This window comes from Halocatena pleomorpha (assembly GCF_003862495.1).
In the GTDB taxonomy this organism is placed as follows: Archaea; Halobacteriota; Halobacteria; order Halobacteriales; family Haloarculaceae; genus Halocatena; species Halocatena pleomorpha.
On record NZ_RRCH01000033.1, the window covers coordinates 24,315 to 42,537 of the forward strand.

The following is an 18,223-nucleotide window of genomic DNA, read 5'->3' on the forward strand; positions in this document are numbered from 1 at the left end:
GCCGATATAGATTTCGAGCCAAATCGTGCATGAGCAATCCACCCTCCTGAAGAGGATCCTTTGGCACCATTTCAACCAATCCTTCATGAATTGGTACGTAATCTACTACTTCCTTACATTGATATAGTTGGCTAGAATGTTGTTTATAGTGATCCTTTATGACTGAGCCTTTCTCGCTGATTTCAGGACCCGATCCGGCTGAAGCGACAAAGCGAGCATTCAGCTGGGCTTCCGATACGGCTGCGGATGATCCCAACACCATTCTTTGTTTGACACAAAGTCGCGAACGAGCGGACCATCTTTCACGCCAATGGCGAGAAGAGGAAGATCCTGTTCGTTTCACCGCAACAACGATAGACCAGTACATCGGTACGCTGTACGAACGGGCGAGTGTCTCAGTCGCCAGGAGTTCCCTGGCGAAGCCAGATCGGCTTCGTCTCGTTGAAGCAGCAATCGAACGATTCGAGGCGGATAGTGGCCCGTTTTCCAACGTTCAACAGCCGTCGAACGACCTCGTCGATCAGGTGCAGGGGTTGTTCTCGTTACTCGAGTACGCCGGGTACTCCTCTTCAGATGCAATCGAACACGCACTACACTGCGCGGGAACGATGGGTGATGAGGGAATCGATCCCGACCTCTATGGATCGTTCCGCGATGAGGAACCTGACACCCTCAACGGAGCACTCGCCGAGCAGGCCGCGACCGTCTCCAATCTCTATTCGGCGTATCGAGAGCTACGTGACGAAATTCATCCGTTGTGGACGGCAGAACCCCCGGAGCAATACCTGGAGTTACTTGACCAGGAACTCCTCGTAGACACACTCCCGGCCTCCGTCGACGCTGTAATTCTGGACGGGTTGACTCGACTTGCGCCCGCTGAGCGAGAGGCAATCGCCCGAATCGCGAGGAATCGTCCTACTGTAGCGGTCGTTCCGCTCGTACACGATTCGATGAGCGGCACTGGGATTGATCTCGGTGTGAAACGCGCACTTCAGGTATTTCTCTCGATCGGCTTTACGCTCGATTACAGTACCCCAACGTCTACTGACCACGAACGAATCGACGCCATCAGAAGTCTCCAAACCCCAACTCACACTGGATCCACGTACTACCCAACCGACGTGGGGATAGAATGGCTCGAGCCATCGACGGAACGAGAGGAGGTGCGGACGACCGCTCGACGCGTTCGGGAGATGCTTGCGCGTGATAGCGTCAGGCCGGCCGATATTGGCATCGTTGTTACCGACCGGTCGACCTATCGGGGCATCTTGAGCGAAACGCTCACCGGGTACGATGTCCCGTTCACGTTCACGAACGACATCGGTATCGAACAGACGCTCGTCGGGAGTGCTCTCGAAGCTCTCCTCAACCTCGCTGACGACGATCCGAAGGGCAGCTCACTCGGAGCCCTTTGCTCGAACGTCTTTGTTTCGTTGAGCGACCTCGACATCGACGCGCCAGCTATCAACTCTGCCCGAGACAATGCCTCTACGGACTCGCTTCAGGGAATTCTCGAGGAACTCGAAGAGGCTGGAGCGATTGAGACAGCAGAGGGTATCGACCGTCTCAACGACGCGGTCGCCCCAGCTGACGATTCCCTCGCTGAGTACGCGATGTCGCTTCGAGAGATGCTTTCGCGTCTCGGCATCGAAGATGCCGTCGAAGGATATGGTTCGCCGGACGAACCAACCGGGTCACACCAGCCTGCTTACGAAAAATCAGCGTGGTCGTCCATAGAGAGCGTGCTATCTTCCCTCGAAACGATCGCCCCTCATCTTCCTGATGGCGACCAACCGGGCCGCGTCCATCGGGCACTCCGAGCGGAGCTCGTGGGTGGGCCAGACCAACGAGATGGATACGTCCGTGTCCTTCCGCTGGCCGAAGCTGAAATGACGTCGTTCGATCACTTGTTCGTCTTGGGATTGACGTCAGGCTACTTCCCCAGCGAACAGGACACTATGGCGTTCTTCGGCGCAATCAACGACGCCGACGAGGAGTTCAGCCGGGCCCACACCGGCCGACGAGCACGGTACATCTTGGGGACGCTGTTGACCGGGTCCAGAAACGTAGTTCTCTCGACGCCCCGCCACACCGTCGACGGTACTGAACACGTCCCCGCACCGGTGGTATCGGAACTTCAGGAATCCGTCCAAGCACCGGAGGAGTCCGAAGAGCCATCTGACCAAGCACCCATCGTCTCCGCTGAAGACGTTCAGCGAGAATACGCAATGTGGGCTGGAGGGCAACAGTTCGATTCCCCGACCCGTGCTGTTGATGGCCTGAACACCACCGAGGCCCTCTCAGATGATGCTCAAGTCTTCGCTATTCAGGGTTTGAATACGGTCTGGCGACGGTCTCAGCCTGAACTGACCGTCCACGATGCACAGATCGGGGGGATCCTCGACGACGTGTTCCCAGCTTGGCGCCGGGGTCCGTATAGCCCTAGTGCGCTGGAAGATTACGCGAGGTGCCCGTTCGTTTTCATGGCAAAGCGCATTCTCGGCTTCGAAGAGGATTACGGCGAAGAAAACGACATCAGTCGTGCCGACCGGGGAACCTACGTACACAACATGCTGGCGGAATTTCACCGCGAGCTCCGTGAGGACACCCACGTCCCCGTCGACCTGAACCGGTCCGACGAGGACCGCCTCGAGGACGCACTACTCCACGCAGCTCTCGACCGACTTGATACTCTCGGCGACGTCGAAACGCCGTTTGCCCAACGAACAGTCACTAGATTACTCGCCGGACTCGGATCGCCCGTGGACAACCCGTACTATGGAACGCACGGCAGCGATGACGTGAGAGGTCTTTTCGGCCGCTTTCTCGACGAGGAGCTCGACGCCCATGAATCGGCTCAAGCCCGAGCGACCTACTTCGAGGCCGCGATAAACCTCGATTACGAAGACGTCGAATTACTCCAGGACGGGCCCGTTAGCATAGACACTCCACACGGGCAGGTGGAGGTTCACGGGATCGCGGATCGGGTCGACGTCGTCGATGGGGACTCGCGAGGAATCCACGTCCGTGACTACAAGACCGGTAGCACGCCGTCCCGGAACGACGTCACTCTCGGAACGAAGCTCCAGTTGCCCATGTATGGGCTCGTCCTTGAGTCCGTCTTGGAAGAGGAAACTGGGATTTCTCACGAGATGCTTGGGGGATCGTACTACAAGCTCAAATCGCCCGACGAGATCGGCGCCCTCACTGCAGAGGTTTCCTCCCGCGAGGCCGTTGATGACGAGGCTGGCACCCCAATGCTTCCGCCGCCGTCGCAGCCTTGGCGGCTGCCGTTCGACTCACGCAGAGAGTTCACCCGTCTCGTTCGCGATGTGACTCCTGCCCGTCTTGGAAAGATCGCGACCGGGATCGAAAACGGAGCCTTCCACCCGACGCTGCTTTCCGAGGATCTCGCGAACTGTAAGGATTGCTCCTTCAGGGATGCCTGCGACGTTCGTCACCATCATCAGCAAGATACCATAGCAGAGTTGGACGAAACCCGCCACTACGTTTCGGAGCGGGCTCGGGACGTAGAACTGGACCTCGACGCATACGCTCCAATGGGGGATGACTAATGGTGGAGTTCGAGCACTTGGAAGACCCACAGAAACTGGCTGCTCTGGCCCACGACCGCAACTATGCTGTCACAGCCGGGGCCGGTAGTGGCAAGACGACGACCTTTGCGATGCGGTATCTGAAGCTGCTCGAAACTACCGACGCTGACCCGCATTCGACCGCCGCAATCACCTTCACTAAAAGCGGTGCGACAGAACTCAAAGAGCGCGTCCGAGAGTCCGTCAGCGGTCGACTGGACGAAGCAGACGGCGGCGAGTACGAACGGTGGCGTGAGTACCATGATGCACTCCCGGAAGCCTACATCCACACTATTCACGGCTTCTGTTCGCGACTCCTCCATGAGCATGCCCTCGAAGCCGATGTGCCGGTCGGCTTCGACGTCATCGAAGGGACGGCGGCCCGGGGACACCAACTCGAGACCGTGGAGTCGTTCGTCGAGGATCATCTGAACGACGAACGAATCGAGGAGTTGACTCATATCTACTACCGAGATAGGCTCGAAGACCTTCTCGGAGATTTACTGGAGGAACATCACCACGCTCGGGAATGGGCGGACGAGTGGGCAGATCAAGATCCGTTGGACTACGTCGAATTCATCCGCGAGCGTTACTCACCTATCGACGTTGGCGAAGCACGGACGCTACTTGACCGTTCGACCGTCGAGGAGGCACTTCGGGACATCCGGCAGGTGGCGGACGAAGAGAACGCGGGCAGAAATCGGATCAGTATCGCCCAGAACGTTGCAGCGGCCGTCGAGACGCACGATCTCATCGGCACGCCTCTGAATGACGTCGCTACCCATGACGCTGCAGCTGCTCTCTGTGAAGCTCTCACCTCGGACGGAACGCCGTACTATGGTAGCTGGGACAGTTGGTGTTACGGCGGACACGACGACTGGGACGACGAGAATACCGAACGATACGACGAAGCAACGTCCGCGTTAGTGGAGGCACTTCCTGTCGAACGATGGGCCATTTCAGGACGGCTTGCCGTCGAGCACAACGCCGCCCCGTACTACATTAGTCTCGCATCGCTATTCCGTGATCTTCACGACACATACGAAGATCGCAAGCGACGTGAGCGAGTCCTCGACTTCGCCGACCTGATCGACGGTTGTATCGACCTACTACGATCGTCTCCGACAGTTCGGGCAGCCGTTCGAGAATCATTCGACCACGTCATGCTCGACGAGGTTCAAGACACGGACCCAAGACAATGGGAGCTGGTCGAGTTGTTGACCTCCCTGAACACCGAGTACGACGGGCTGAACGTCTTCGTGGTCGGCGACGAAAAACAGAGCATCTTCCGGTTCCGCGGCGCTGACGTTACACAGTACGCGGTAGAACGCGAGAGACTCGCCCAGGCAAACCAGCAGGCGTCGGTTTCACCGCTCGAAGAAACCTACGACGTCGGGGAGAGGAGAGATCTGTCGCGCAACTTCCGGTCACTTCCGGGCGTTCTCGAACCGATTAACGATCTTTTCGACGACCTCTTCGGCCAGGTTCCTCAAACCCATCAGGATGCGCCGCCAGGGATCAGCGGGGACGATACCTCCTTCGAGCCAGATCCACAACGTCTGGCCCCAGATAGAGCTGACGAGTCCGAGATCGGCCTGGGTGCGACTTTCGTCCTCGTACCGGAAGAGCGGCCAGTGCGGGAGGAAGCCCTCACTGAAGACTACCAGCTTCGTGAACTCTCCGAAGATGGCGCCACCCTCGATGCACGAGCATTAGCTGCCGAGGTCGCAGCCTTCCTCGATGACGCACCTGAGCGCTACGAAGTTACTGGCTATGAGGATGGCGAACCCCTCGAGGAACCTGTCGAGCTGGAACCGAAGGACGTGGCTATTTTACTGCGGAAACGGACTCACCTCGAATCGTACGAACGAGCTCTCGCCTCGCTAAACGTTCCCTACACGGTGGCTTCGGGGATCGGGTTCTACGAGAGCACGGAGATCACAGCCATCCGGAATCTCCTCGCGGTGCTTCAGGATCCAACCGATGATCTCGCACTGTTCGGCGTCTTACGCTCACCTCTATTCGGCTTCGAAGACACGGACGTGATCGGCCTCTGGGACAGTATCGAGCGGGACGACATCGGTGATGGTGAACTTTGGCGCGCGCTCCAGCGAACTGACCACGACCGACTGACCACTGCTCGAGAGCGTATCGAAACCTGGCGCCGACTCGCTGGCTGTAGTGGGCCGACGCCACTGGTGGAAACCTGGGACGCGTTACTCGGCCGGATAATCGAAGATACTGGGTATCTTGCGAGTCTCGCACTCGACGAGCGCGGCCAGCAGGCTATCGCCAACGTCGAGAAGTTCCGCGATCGCCTTCGGGAGTGGGGTGAAGACGGACTACAGACTCTCCCAGAAGTCGTCGATCGAATCGATCGCGAGGTCGAGCTCTCGAGCCGGGAGGGTGAAGCGGCAGTACCCGAGGATGCCGATGGCGTCAGGATCATGACCGTCCACGATGCGAAGGGTCAGGAGTTCCCGGCTGTATTCGTCCCGGGCCTCTCGACGGACTTCAACCTCCGACCAGGCTATGGCGAGAACATTGCTGAGTTCGAAATCATCGAGGACCCGCTGACAGACGACTGGCAGCCATTGCTTGGCATCCGTGCACCAGGAATCGTTGACGTCTTTGAGCAGCAAGACACGATCCTCAAACGACGACTCAACTTCTCCAGGAAACGCGAAGCCGTTGCCGAGGAGAAACGGATTCTCTACGTCGCTACGACGCGCGCCAGGGACCACCTCTTCCTGATCGGCACCGCTGGAAGCGACGACGAGTCGGTAGAATCACTCGATACCGGTGATCGGGGCGACCCCTCGAATTGGTACGATATCGTTGCACCAGAGATACTCTCCGACGAAGTTCTCGAAGAACTCGCTGTGGCCGGATCGACGGCGGTTCCGGAGGAGGGAGAAACCACCGTAACAGTGCGGTTTCCCAGGGCGAGTACGGAGTCCACCACGGGCGATACCGCTGAACCAATTTCTCTGCAACCTGACGTCGATGCGTATGAGGTTGAACCGGAATACGATATTGCGGCGTCGTACTTGGGTTCGCTCATCGAGGATGGGGCGCCCGGGGACATCGTCGTCGACCATACTGGACGGTACGTCTCTTACGAGCCCCCAGAGGACGATTCGGGTTCAAGTTCCTCGGGCGGGGAGTATACGGGCCTTCCTCGGAACGTTTTCGGCGACGTCGTTCACAAGGCCGTCGAGTTGCGCGTCGATCCCGACGACGAGTCCGCCCTTCATCGATTGACCGAGCAGGTCGCGACTCGGCACGAAGTTTCTTCCGACAACGTGACTCAAACCGACCTTTCAGATATTTCGCGTCACGTGGCTACGGCATCGGAGTATCTGACTTCCCTTGATGAGGGTGGCAGCGTAGACGAGAAAATGGTCCGAGCGATGCTGGATTCAGGACAACTGTACGGATACGCTGACCACATCTCGAAAACGGATGGCGGATACCACGTCATCGACTACAAGACCAACGACATTTCACGTCCACACCTGATCGATGCGAAGTCAAACTACTACGAGTGGCAGATGAAGGTGTACGCTGTGGCGCTTCACCAGTCTAATCCGCAGATGAACGTAGAGGCAACGCTGCTCTTTACCGAGGCTGGTGTCCGACGATCATTCCAGTGGAGTTCTGAGGAGCTCGAAGATCTGGAAACTGAGCTTGACGCTACCGTCTGTTCGAGACTCTCGACTCATCTGTGAGTAACCGTCTTCTGCTCCAGAGATTGCAATAGAGTTCGAGAGGTTGACGCGGTTCAAGATCCAGGACTCGCTGTAAGGCTGCAAACCAAGACTCGATACAGCCCGAACGAAATCTGGGGAAATCGGATTTAAGGTAGGTGAATGGGGCGAAATGGTACTGTTTGGCTGCTTGAGGACACTGGGCAAAACTGATTTAGCACCCCTTCTAATATTAGAATGGAATAAGTCTCTGGAGATCCAAACGGCGCTACGAGACAGGGCGCCAGATCAGCGATCAGGCTGATGATGCCCTGTATGAGCTCGCCCTTCTGCAGAGCGACGGGTTCGTCAGGAGAACGCACGCCGACGAACTCCATGACAACCTCGAAGACGGAAAAGCTGTTCTCAAAACGCTCCGTGATGCGTTGGAGCACCCGGAGGAGGCTGACAATCACGTGTACACCTTAGCTCGCCGAGTGAGAGAACACTACGGCGATATCGACAAGTACGCGATCAATCGTCTAAGCCGGCATTTGAACATTTTAGGACGAACGAAGGATGATCTGGAGTATCGCGATGACCTCGACGAGGTCGTAGAAGTGTTGGAGTTAGTCGAGGAGTTGGCAAAGAGAACGACCGACATGGACGCAGAACAACTGCGGGACTACGTTGCCCACTCGGATCATTGATCATCGTGAGGATGATTCGGTTGATCTGATCGCTCGAAATCGTCGAGGTACTATATCATTCACTGATATGTCTGGGGATAGGAGACACTGGAGTGGTAGTGTGTACTCAGAACTCGTTGAAGAAGGTCGTCGCTGTCCGTGAGGTGGTGGAGATACGTGCCGTCTTCGGTACGTAGTGCAAAATAGTCTGGCTACTTAGTAGTTGGTTTGCCCATTTGTTCCGCATCGATAACCACAATACAAAGCGATCCTCCTCTGGCGAAAGAATTACTATGCTATACATGGAATATAGATTGTGATGTCTGTTGATAATCGACGGACGAACGCAACCAATCCCGAAGGATCAGTCGCAGATCTTCTTATCTACGCTGAGCTACTGAACACGCCCAAACTGGCCCAATTGTACATCTACATCCTTCAACACGATACGGTCGCCATCGAGACCATCAAAGACGAGCTTGATCTCCCCCATGCGACCACCTACAAATACATCGGCAAGCTCGAGGAGATGGACATCTTGACTCGGCACAAGGAGGAAACACCTACAACAGTGAATGTCACTCCGATTCAACTCACACTAGACACCCCCCACGGAGAGGTGCTCGTAACGCCCGCACTCGTCGACGCTGTCGCCCGCCAGCTCGATACAGAAGACATTCGTGTCTTCGTCGAGCGCCAGGGGATTGCCAAACTCGCTGCTGCTCTCCACTATACCCGCCGGGTGAGAGACGGCGACCTCACCCAGCGAACGGCCGCCGAGAAGCTCGGAGTCCACGCGATCGAGGGCATCACCGTGATCACGGCTCTTCAGGACGTGGTCGGGACAGCCACGGCAGACGATTCCATGTTGGCGTCCGATGAGTAATGGTGGGGATGGAGCTTCCGAGGGACAGCATTGCCGTCCTCGATAGTAGTGTGCTCATCGCCATGGGTGGGCCATCGACCGATAAATACCAAGCCTTCGAACGGGTTGTTATGCAGCGGGACGTTTCCGTCCGGATTCCGACGCATGTGGCTGATGAACTCGGTGAGAGTCCGAAAACATACACATATCAGCGTGATCGGCTCCGAGCGGCACAGGATGCGGGGTGGCTTGATCAGGCACCCATCGACTTTTCGAATCCACGTGTGTCGGAGGCTATCGATCGAACGCGAAAGCGAATGCTAAATCTCTCTGTCGATGACGTCACCGAAGACGAGATCGAGAAAACAGACACCGTTCTCACAGGCGTAGCCTATCAGTACGCGATCGAACAGACAAGCCACGTCACTGTATTAGTAAGCGATACGATTGCCGAACAAGCGATCGACGACGTGCTCTGTGCGATGGATGTTGGGAATGAGACGGCCGTTATCGAAGGGCGAGAGTTTCTGGAAGATCTCCTCGATAAGGACTTTGAGAAGCGAAGATAATCTTTTCAGATCTCTAGTAATCTCCCCATCGCTGGGGCAGTTTTAGTCCACTAGAATCGGTCGAGGTTGTTCATGATTCACTGGTTGGTTATGATACAGGAATCGTTGGATAGGCGGGCTCAGAACGGATTGAAGAAGTGGTGTGCTGCCTGTGGGTGGTATTGATGCGTTCTATTCTCAGTACGTAGCGCAAATCAGTCTATACGCTTAGCAGTTAGTATAGTCGGTTGTCCTGTTTCGACAACGCAACAAACTGGTATAGGGGTTAAAATATGCTGAGAGAATAAAGTGCATATCGCTATATTAAATTCGCCAAAAATCCGCCCACTATTTCGGGACGTGTGAGCACGCAGCGACGACGGTGGCGATCACCGACGGCTGTTGAGGAGATGCATCCGACAGAACCAGGAAGCTGATTCCGATATTTCGGTGGCGGTCGCTGAAGAGAAATGACGACGCCATCAACATCACTCGCGTCCTAGCTCTGACTGATTGAGGAGGAGCTCGGTAGGCCTACCACGTATCGCTTGCCTGCGCGTCTATTTGGGATAGAGGGACTCAGTAGGGAGGCCGAGTCCCTGGTTCAACGTTTTGTACGCGTTCGTTACTCGTTACTCCTCTATATGGGCTATCTCGCTGATCTCGACCAGCAACCTCGAGAGACCGTTACACCGGCAGGTCCCGTACACGCTGGCTGCGGCGATGATCTCAATGGAGCGGCCACGAAGCAGATCTTCGTTCTGCACACTTCGGAAGAGCTTGAGGACACTCGTCAGCCGACGAACCTCGGCCCAAGCTGTGTGCGAGATTCCGTTCAGCTTTCGACCGCCAGCGACCACGGGTTAGTTCACGGCGCATCCGAGCGAGTCGACGTCGTTTCTGGCTGGAGAGGTTGTTCCCCTTGCTGTCGATGCCGCGACCGATTTCCGTTGATAGGCCTCGATCGTGGCGAGCCGCAGTGGGCGGGTCACCCGTTCGCTCACACTCCTTGTCGTCTGCCCGCCATTTCGGCCCGTGATCAATTCGCTGTTCATCGATAACCAGGCCACACCCCTCACAGACCGTTTCGACTGCGTTCGTCGTGACTCACCCCTCGCATTCGGGACACTGGTTAGCTCTCGACTCCATCTGGACGTCCTCGTTGAAGCCGTTTCGTAGATGTCTCTAGTTGCCATCGTTCTCACCATGATTCAGGGAACCCGCCAGTAGCGCGAGCCCCTCACCATTGAGGGGACAATAAACTCTATGTATGACTGAAGTACTCCTGCTATGAGGTGATGAGATTGTATTCCGATCCTCTAATTCCTCTATCTGGGGGTGGAGAGCTCTGTGAGTGCTGAAGTATTTCAAGCACGCCTTACAGTAGTTTTTAGTGATAAGGCATATTCAAGAGTAACAATATAAGGTCCCGATATTGTGATCACACAACCACCATTCAACGCCAACCTAGCGATACTGGAACCAGGTAAAGAGAACCACCAGGAAGCACTCAAAGGCATCAAGAATCTACAGTTTACGGAGAGTCGCTCATACGGTTTCAACATATCCGAAACAGGCGATATGACGATGGGGGGACACCTGGTAGAGAAAACTCTTGTAAAAAGAGAAACATTCGATGAGTCCACACAGCGAGTGGTAGACAAGGAGGTGGAGCAAACACTTCTGATCCCTTTCCAGCTTGACTTCGATATCGGTCTACTTTCTATATTCTCCGATCAAAGCGACACCAGTAAGCTGATCTCAAGGGTCGGTGAGGCCAGCGATTTCAACTTTCCAATTACCGAAACACAGCTTCCGATAGATAGATTGTACGCCGATCTACAGGACACGGCGTGGTCCATTGACGTGTCCAGTATACGAATCCAGAATTTTGAGGCAGAGGGTGGGATGTCCGGAACTTATACAATCAAGGATGTTGGGGATATGCGTATCCGTGCATTGATAGACTCACACAGCAGCGATATCACAATTTTAAGGGCGAACATCAAAACGCCGTCACAAGAGGCTACTTTCGGCTTCTTCCAGAGTGGTACAGTCCGACTGTACTCCAGCCTGGAGTCAGAGGACCCGCTGTGGACTGAGGTAAAGAAGATAACTCGAGAGGCATACGATGGCTGAAGAAGAACGTAACTCCGGCGATAGGGCCGAAAAGAGGCTCATTGCCCTGTTGAAGGAGTTCGAGTGGGACTTCATCGGCGGTGGAAGAGACATCGACTGTGAGTCTCGAAAGCACGAGAAAGACGAACACGGTATTGACGGCTATATGGCCTACAGGGACCCATACCTCTCATCTGAAAGGGGTGTCATTGTAGAATCTAAATCTAAACAGTGGGGCAGCTGGGGTCCTAGCTCGCTTCAGAAGGACGCAAAACAGGCCAGGACCGCCTTGGAGTGCTCTACAAGATCTAAGGATTTTGAGGAGAAGCTAAACAATTACGAGAGTAGGAGGAGAGATACAGCAATTCTCGGCGCCTACACCAACGACGATGATTACGACCATGAGACTTTCCAAGCCTATGTAGAGAGCTGCAGGGTCAAGAGAGGTGGAGGCCCCAACCACATCCTCATCCTCGGCAATAGAGAGCTTGGTCGTCTCGCCAGCATACAGAGGAAATACAGGGAGATTGAGGAAGCGCACACCAACGGTGAGGACATTATCGAAGGAGACCTCAACTTCTACTACCCGTCACTCCAGGAGCCAAAGGCTGCTCCTGAACGGCGTAGTACTATGTCGTTTGAATACCTGTTTTCCGACTTTGTCTACGCGAAGCTTCAAAAGACAGAGAGGACCGGTAGGGGTGCTGAAACGAGAGATATCAGTATTGTATTCAACTCTGCCGGAACTGATACGGACAGTCTTGAGTTCTTGTACTACTCGCTGCGCGACAACGAGCTACTGGACGCCAACGAGATCTGGATCTACTCGTATATGCAGCCTGGAGAAGAGGAAGACGAAATCTATGAAGCAGCAATCGACACGCTGGAGGAACGTATCCTTCCACCAGAGAAGCGGTTCGAGTTCAACCAGTTGCCGAAAGTTGATTTCAAATCATACGCAGATGACCTGAGGGAGGACTAACTATGGACGAGTACCCCAGCGACCAGGACTACAAAGCCATCGTTAAGGAAAAGTATGGACGTAACAAGGCACAGACCTTCTTCCGCAAACACTCCAACGTACTAGTACACTCCGGCGAAACAGAGGACTTGGCTAACCTTACACGCCGGATGTTCTTTGGATACGAACAGACTGTTTCTCTCAAAAAAGACGTACTGGAAAAGGATAAGAGAAAGAAAGCCACCGCATTCATCTTTGAGAGTGAAGTAGATGAAGAGGATCTCATAGAAGATCTGGAGACAAACATGGGGAGAGGATACCAGTATAACGAGAACAAAGACCTGGAAGTACAAAGTGTGGCCAAAACAGACGATGGCTTCGATATCAACCTGCAGTACGAGGATCGCAATCCGTCTCGACGTCCTCTCCAAAGCCAACAGAGCCGTTCGGTCACCGTCTCCCTCATACAGACAGACGAAGACGGGGTCTGGCAAGGAACCCAAGAATACCGCTACTCGGACGAGTTCAACGCTGCCAGCGACTTCTTCAAAGATTGGGAGTCAAAGAGACTCAGCGAGCGAAAACGGGGAATCAAGAGAGTCAATTTCAATCTGGAGACGATCCCTGCAGAAGACAGCGTTGAGATGTTCAACAAATTCCTCCGGAATACACCAGGGGAATGGAGATTTGAGCAGGTCCTTGAACTCGGTATCAAGCAAAGCGGAGAGGTCGGTGACATACTTGAGGAAGAAGAAGCCGAATTTGAGGACGAGGAAGAGATCGAGGAAGAACTGGACGAAGAGCTTAGGGGTATAACAGATGCTGTATTCAAGGGGACTAGTCTGAGAGAGAACCGGTTTGTGCAGGACTGCCTGGACAGCGGCTTTTACTTCAACTCTGTCAGGGCTCTATTCGACGACCTAGACTCAACAGACTCGATGGAGCTTGAGCTCAAGTTCAAACAACGACCAAAGACGACCTTCGACATCTCCATTGTGGAAGAGTATGAGCGACGTGATGACGGCTACGAATCTGGAACCCTTGGTCCAGATAAAAGAGGGAAGACACGAGAAGCGTTTAGAAGCTCCATCGTGGATCTGTACGGCGAATACACCGACCGAACCGCCCTGATCCAGGACCAATACGGGGAGGAGCTAATCGAGTTCAACGGAATCACTGGGAACAATATCGATCAGCTCCACAACCTCGGTATTGAAACGCCACAAGATCTCTACGATGCTGGACCCCAGACCTTGATAGATGAAGTGGAAGGAATCGGTAAGATGAGAGCCGAAGACTTCACTGGAGAAACGGTATCGGACTAACTCTAATAGCGGCCACAATATAGGCTCACTCAGGTTTCAAAATTCAGACTAGCAGCCCTGTGCGTCTTTCTCCCTGTTCCTGGCATAAATGTCAGACCGATTCTCAACCACCTCACATCTGCGCTAGCCGTCCCGAATCTATTCGGTGGTTTCGCATCGGTGATGCTCGCATTTGGGACTCTTCTACTCGGTACTGCAACTAGGCCCTACTTCGGAGGATGTATTTCTGTAAATGGACCTATCTCAGCAATATCACTCTAGAATTTGTTGTATGATGGCGATAGAGGGCTTGTGTCGGTATGCGACACGATACGGCGACACGGTCAGTTTCTCCCAGAGTGCGCGCTGGAGGTGAAGTCACTGTCTCTTCGACTTGATGATGGACAGGTACGATTTCTCATGTACAGTCTACTGTACAATTTGGACTGTCGAGCTACATTTCGCCGGTGGCTATGCATGACGAATCGTACCTAGCCGACTTCAGAGACTTGGATGAAACTACTAAGGATCATCTCACAGGCAATGCAAAGCTCGAAGATTCGGATGAAGGATGTGTTAATCATGTGCTTGGGGTAGAATTATATAGTTCTGTTTATACTCAGAGATATGAACAGAACATCGGTGTCTTCAAGCAATCTGAGAAGCGTCGGATACGACCAGGACAACCGTATCTTGGAGATTGAATTTAACAGTAATAGTGTCTATCGATATTTCGACGTTCCTTCAAGCATCCATGCAAACCTGATGAATGCGTCTTCCCACGGAAAGTATTTCCATAGGAATATCAAGGATGTGTACCGATATGAGCAGGTTCGATAAATCTCAGTTATATAGGTTGATTAGATGGAACTTCAACGGCTTGGAATATCTCGTTCAATACGGGAGAGCCATCAGATCTCGTCAATTCCACCTCAACTAAGCGCTATCGTTACTCCTTGAGTGGCGGATCCTGAGACGGGATATAGACCCGCTTCAGCGGGACCGTGGCCTGATACTCGGCTTCGAGTTCGTCGTAGTGCTGAATCAGGAGATCAATGAACGCATCCCGGTCGATGAGCGTCACCCGCTGTTCAGCAGTGCGTGCCGCATCCCGTGCATCCTTCGTATATCCACCAGTCGAAACGAACAATCCCCGTTCGCCATTTCCAAGGGTTCCCGTAAACGCTCGCATATCCGGAGACCCGACCGTCGACTGCTGGCGCTTAACCTGAACCTTGATGTAGGGCTCTTCGAATCCCAACGCGTCGGGATGTGCGATGACGTCAATCCCCCGATCCTGCCGGTCTCGAGTTTTCTTTGCATGGTACCCCATCGCTCGCAGGACTGCCGCAACCAGTTCCTCGAAGACGAATGGGTCCATGTTCGCCAGAATATCGGAGATGAGTTCGTCTGCTTGGTTTGCAACCTCGTCGACGAACGGGACACTCTCCTCGTCGTCTTCGCTCCCATCGGGGATATTCCCCGCTAGAACGGCCCTGATCTCGTCAAGACGGTCGTCCAGCGAAAACACCGTCAACGTGCTTCCGAGCGTGTTCTTCGTTGCCGTAGTAAACACATCCCGTGAGATGGAGTCCTTCCAGTCGACACGCCTGACGTGCGGATAGCCTGGTGGATGGTCGCCGGGCTCCCACTCGTAATCGCCTGTGACTTGCCCAATGAGATACTCCCGTTCCGTTTTGTCATAACTCAACACCAGATGACCCTCCTCCATCTCAACTGCAAATCGATGCACCTGCCCCGCACTTTGGGCAATGTGTCGGTCATTGTGTTTGGAATACGCATCGATCGCGTTGAACTGGGATTTCATCTCATCGTATGACCGGATCTCCGAAACATCGCCAAGCTCTGCCCAGCTGATCGCAACGAGGGAACGAGATTCGAAGTCTTCGACTAACTCGTTATCGTTTCCCGCGCGAACCATGAACGCTCGCTCTACAATCATACCAAACATATTTTAAACCGATAAATATCAATATTCGCATGTAGTGGCAACCCCACCCACTAAATACACCCACACGGTCCACATACCGGTCGTAATCTATCGAAAGTGATGCGTCCCAATGCTAGTCCAGACTTTGGACGCCGGTGGACTCTCCTCCACCGAAGTCAGCAGCTTCGGAGTGCGTCGGCTCGCGTTGCTGTTGCTCATACGCATCACGCCACTTCTCAATCACCGGTAAACTTCCGGCACCATGTTGTGTGCGCCGACCACGCACCTGTATCAGTGCTGGTGTATTCATCGCGTCGCCAGAAACAACCGCTTGGCCAGGTGTCAGTCCAGGTAACTCGCGGAGAACGTCTTCGCCCGCCGCCTCAATAGATTTCTTGATCGCGTCTTGGTCGTTCGGATTCTGAATCTGCATCGAAATCTGCGTCCCGCACTGGGACAACACGTCCTGATCGATCTTGGATGGCCGTTGGCTGATAATGCCCAGTCCGAAGCCGAACTTGCGTCCTTCGGACGTGATTGTTCGCATGATTCCGAGCGACGGGGCATCACCAGATGCCGGTGCGAACCGGTGTCCCTCCTCGAACAGTGCAAAAATCGGATGTTCGATCTCGGAGTCTCGGCCTCGAACAGCATCGAGCCGTTCTCGATACATCCGCCGGAGTAATACCGTCGTGATGAGTTGTTGATTCCGGCGATCTAACGTATCCATCTGTAGCACTGTACATTGGCCAGGATCTACGATATCATTTAGCGGGACATTGTCTTCGGGATGGAACAGATCGTTCCGTTCAATTGACCGGCGAAGCCGCCATTCTAGTGCACCGACACTCGCATCGTCCTCTCCGTATATCCCTTCCATCTCATTGATGAGTTCATTGATGCCCCACGTCCGACTCTCCTGTCGCTGCATCGAACGCCATGCCGTCGACAAGCGGTCTTGCATCCGATTGCTCGGATTGTCCAAGACCGCCATGACGTCGCCAATCTCCAGTTCCGAGATGCGAACGCGAAGGCGTTCAGGATCGTAGTACACAACGCCCGGCTCATATCCGTCCTCGCCTTTGAACGTCTCATGGCCTTGCATCTCTGCTAGGGTATCGTACTCGCCGTGCGGGTCGAATACGAGTAGCGACGCGCGAGCACCGGGGCCCATCATCTCTTCGATCAACACAGACGCCGTATATGATTTCCCGCTCCCAGTAGACGCAAGGATCGCCAAGTGCGTCGACGCGAACTCCTCAATTGGAATGTGTATGTTCGTCGCCTCTGGCGACCGATTCAATAGCCACCCAATGTGGGCAATTCCATCCAGGTCCGTCACATCAGCACTGTCGGTGTCACAGCCGAGGTTCGGAAGAACTGTTTCGAGTTGTCGGTCAGGCGCGATCGACAGAGGTGTCCCTGGTTCAGGGAGTTGTCGCGGATTAGCAAACGTTGTCATATCGGTATTATAATACCCGATGACTGTCGCTGTCAGTCGATACAGTTCGGTGTCATCGGTCGGGACTCCGAGTGTTGTCGCGACCGTCTCCGGCGCCACCTGAGGATCAGCGAGGAACCCTTCAGGCAACCCCCTGATTAGTTCCCGATTTGTGACGCGAGCAAACACCGACCGGTTCTCGCCATCGACTGTAACGGTGTAGGTGATGAACTCCCCCGTCTTGAGCGACTTCTCTGCAGGGGTGATGAAGACGAACTCGTTCGGGTCATCACCCGGCCCAGCGACGGTTCCGACTGCCGATGAGTGTCCGGACATTAGACCACCCCCCGACGTTCACGTGCCTGCCACTCGATATTCTGCTCAACCACGTCCAACGTCCGTTGGCTTGGATCATCCTCGGGAAGCATCCGTCGCAACCGATCGATCAATGCGACGATGACCTCTGAACCGAGATCACCTGCGATATCGACGAGTCGGTCGAGATAGGCTAATTGGAGCTGTTCGTCGACGGTGTGGAACGACAGGGCCACTTCATCTGGACAGTGATAGACTGTATCATCGACTTCCAATGTCCACCGTGGCATTCGATGGGTCGGATCCGCGATTGACCGGTTGTCAGTAATGACGGCTGTCCCAAGGAGTGCCACACCAGCAAGTGTGGTTCGCTCCTCAATGTATCCGGGCGTGAACTGTGCCTGATCGTCTTGGGCTAACCGGGGACCGGTTCGCCCCTGGTCAGGATCGACGAGCTTCGTGTCGTAAATCACGCCCATGACCGCGTGCTCCGTTCCATCGACGACCTTCTTGATGAAGACGGGTTGTCCGAACTCCCGCTCGTGGAGTTCTGGCGGCCGATCACAATCACGTCCCTTGAGGATCTCGACCACATAGTCGAGATGGCTATTCGAGGAAACGATGCTTCCAATTCGGACACATGAGTCGAGATTCGGTGTGACAACATCTGTTGCTGACTCTGTCATAGATTCACCTCTGAAGTGCTGCGTAGTGGGTGGGCGAGTGGTGCTCTGACTGCTTTTGTCGTT

At 54.5% G+C, this 18,223-nt stretch carries 12 protein-coding genes and 1 pseudogene; 9 read left to right on the top strand and 4 right to left on the bottom strand.

The window, feature by feature from the left end; all coding sequences use genetic code 11:
* The first annotated feature begins 269 nt into the window (after positions 1 to 269).
* The 5 genes from EIK79_RS15030 (at position 270) to EIK79_RS15050 (ending at position 9,405) form a co-directional block, all read left to right on the top strand.
* A complete protein-coding gene (locus EIK79_RS15030; RefSeq protein WP_185715664.1) occupies positions 270 to 3,575 on the top strand; it encodes a PD-(D/E)XK nuclease family protein in 3,306 nt (1,101 codons plus the stop codon).
* On the top strand, positions 3,575 to 7,324 hold the full coding sequence (locus EIK79_RS15035; RefSeq protein ID WP_124956130.1) for a UvrD-helicase domain-containing protein: 3,750 nt from the start codon (positions 3,575 to 3,577) through the stop codon (positions 7,322 to 7,324). Before EIK79_RS15030 ends, EIK79_RS15035 begins: the two co-directional genes overlap by 1 nt.
* A gap of 404 nt (positions 7,325 to 7,728) precedes the next feature.
* Positions 7,729 to 7,992: a hypothetical protein gene (locus tag EIK79_RS15040; RefSeq protein WP_124956132.1), complete on the top strand. Its 264-nt coding sequence runs from the start codon at positions 7,729 to 7,731 to the stop codon at positions 7,990 to 7,992.
* A 298-nt stretch (positions 7,993 to 8,290) separates the two neighbouring features.
* The gene (locus EIK79_RS15045; protein ID WP_124956134.1) at positions 8,291 to 8,857 is read left to right on the top strand and encodes a DUF7437 domain-containing protein; all 567 of its coding nucleotides are present in this window, start codon (positions 8,291 to 8,293) and stop codon (positions 8,855 to 8,857) included.
* Positions 8,857 to 9,405, top strand: coding sequence for a hypothetical protein (locus EIK79_RS15050; RefSeq protein WP_185715665.1), 549 nt, complete (start codon positions 8,857 to 8,859; stop codon positions 9,403 to 9,405). The genes EIK79_RS15045 and EIK79_RS15050 overlap by 1 nt, the downstream gene beginning before the upstream one ends.
* Before the next feature lie 545 nt (positions 9,406 to 9,950).
* Here the strand turns inward: EIK79_RS15050 and EIK79_RS19325 are convergent.
* A pseudogene (locus tag EIK79_RS19325) lies at positions 9,951 to 10,580 on the bottom strand (transcription initiation factor IIB); the annotation flags it as partial.
* A gap of 241 nt (positions 10,581 to 10,821) precedes the next feature.
* On the opposite strand from EIK79_RS19325, the gene EIK79_RS15060 reads away from it, so the two are divergent.
* From EIK79_RS15060 to EIK79_RS19330, 4 genes are all read left to right on the top strand, one after another.
* A complete protein-coding gene (locus tag EIK79_RS15060; protein WP_221621765.1) occupies positions 10,822 to 11,523 on the top strand; it encodes a hypothetical protein in 702 nt (233 codons plus the stop codon).
* Positions 11,516 to 12,484, top strand: coding sequence for a hypothetical protein (locus tag EIK79_RS15065; protein WP_124956138.1), 969 nt, complete (start codon positions 11,516 to 11,518; stop codon positions 12,482 to 12,484). Before EIK79_RS15060 ends, EIK79_RS15065 begins: the two co-directional genes overlap by 8 nt.
* A 2-nt stretch (positions 12,485 to 12,486) precedes the next feature.
* Positions 12,487 to 13,788, top strand: a complete 1,302-nt coding sequence (locus tag EIK79_RS15070; protein ID WP_124956140.1) for a helix-hairpin-helix domain-containing protein — start codon at positions 12,487 to 12,489, stop codon at positions 13,786 to 13,788.
* A gap of 606 nt (positions 13,789 to 14,394) precedes the next feature.
* Positions 14,395 to 14,607 (top strand): KTSC domain-containing protein, encoded by a 213-nt coding sequence (locus EIK79_RS19330; protein ID WP_124956142.1) that lies wholly within the window; start codon positions 14,395 to 14,397, stop codon positions 14,605 to 14,607.
* A 109-nt stretch (positions 14,608 to 14,716) separates the two neighbouring features.
* Here the strand turns inward: EIK79_RS19330 and EIK79_RS15080 are convergent, their stop codons facing one another.
* The 3 genes from EIK79_RS15080 to EIK79_RS15090 form a co-directional block, all read right to left on the bottom strand.
* The gene (locus EIK79_RS15080; protein ID WP_221621766.1) at positions 14,717 to 15,730 is read right to left on the bottom strand and encodes a restriction endonuclease; all 1,014 of its coding nucleotides are present in this window, start codon (positions 15,728 to 15,730) and stop codon (positions 14,717 to 14,719) included.
* Positions 15,731 to 15,851: 121 nt separating this feature from the next.
* Positions 15,852 to 17,495 carry an ATP-binding protein gene (locus tag EIK79_RS15085; RefSeq protein WP_124956144.1) on the bottom strand — a complete coding sequence of 548 codons (1,644 nt, stop codon included), beginning with the start codon at positions 17,493 to 17,495 and terminating at the stop codon, positions 15,852 to 15,854.
* Entirely contained in the window at positions 17,495 to 18,160 is a 666-nt protein-coding gene (locus tag EIK79_RS15090; protein ID WP_124956146.1) for a hypothetical protein, read from the bottom strand. The genes EIK79_RS15085 and EIK79_RS15090 overlap by 1 nt, the downstream gene beginning before the upstream one ends.
* Positions 18,161 to 18,223: the final 63 nt, after the last annotated feature.

Coding starts and splice junctions, on each gene's coding strand:
- EIK79_RS15050 (WP_185715665.1), top strand. CDS start 8,857: ATGGTGGGGATGGAGCTTCCGAGGGACAGCATTGCCGTCCTCGATAGT.
- EIK79_RS15085 (WP_124956144.1), bottom strand. CDS start 17,495: ATGTCCGGACACTCATCGGCAGTCGGAACCGTCGCTGGGCCGGGTGAT.
- EIK79_RS19330 (WP_124956142.1), top strand. CDS start 14,395: ATGAACAGAACATCGGTGTCTTCAAGCAATCTGAGAAGCGTCGGATAC.
- EIK79_RS15070 (WP_124956140.1), top strand. CDS start 12,487: ATGGACGAGTACCCCAGCGACCAGGACTACAAAGCCATCGTTAAGGAA.
- EIK79_RS15045 (WP_124956134.1), top strand. CDS start 8,291: ATGTCTGTTGATAATCGACGGACGAACGCAACCAATCCCGAAGGATCA.
- EIK79_RS15065 (WP_124956138.1), top strand. CDS start 11,516: ATGGCTGAAGAAGAACGTAACTCCGGCGATAGGGCCGAAAAGAGGCTC.
- EIK79_RS15090 (WP_124956146.1), bottom strand. CDS start 18,160: ATGACAGAGTCAGCAACAGATGTTGTCACACCGAATCTCGACTCATGT.
- EIK79_RS15080 (WP_221621766.1), bottom strand. CDS start 15,730: ATGATTGTAGAGCGAGCGTTCATGGTTCGCGCGGGAAACGATAACGAG.
- EIK79_RS15035 (WP_124956130.1), top strand. CDS start 3,575: ATGGTGGAGTTCGAGCACTTGGAAGACCCACAGAAACTGGCTGCTCTG.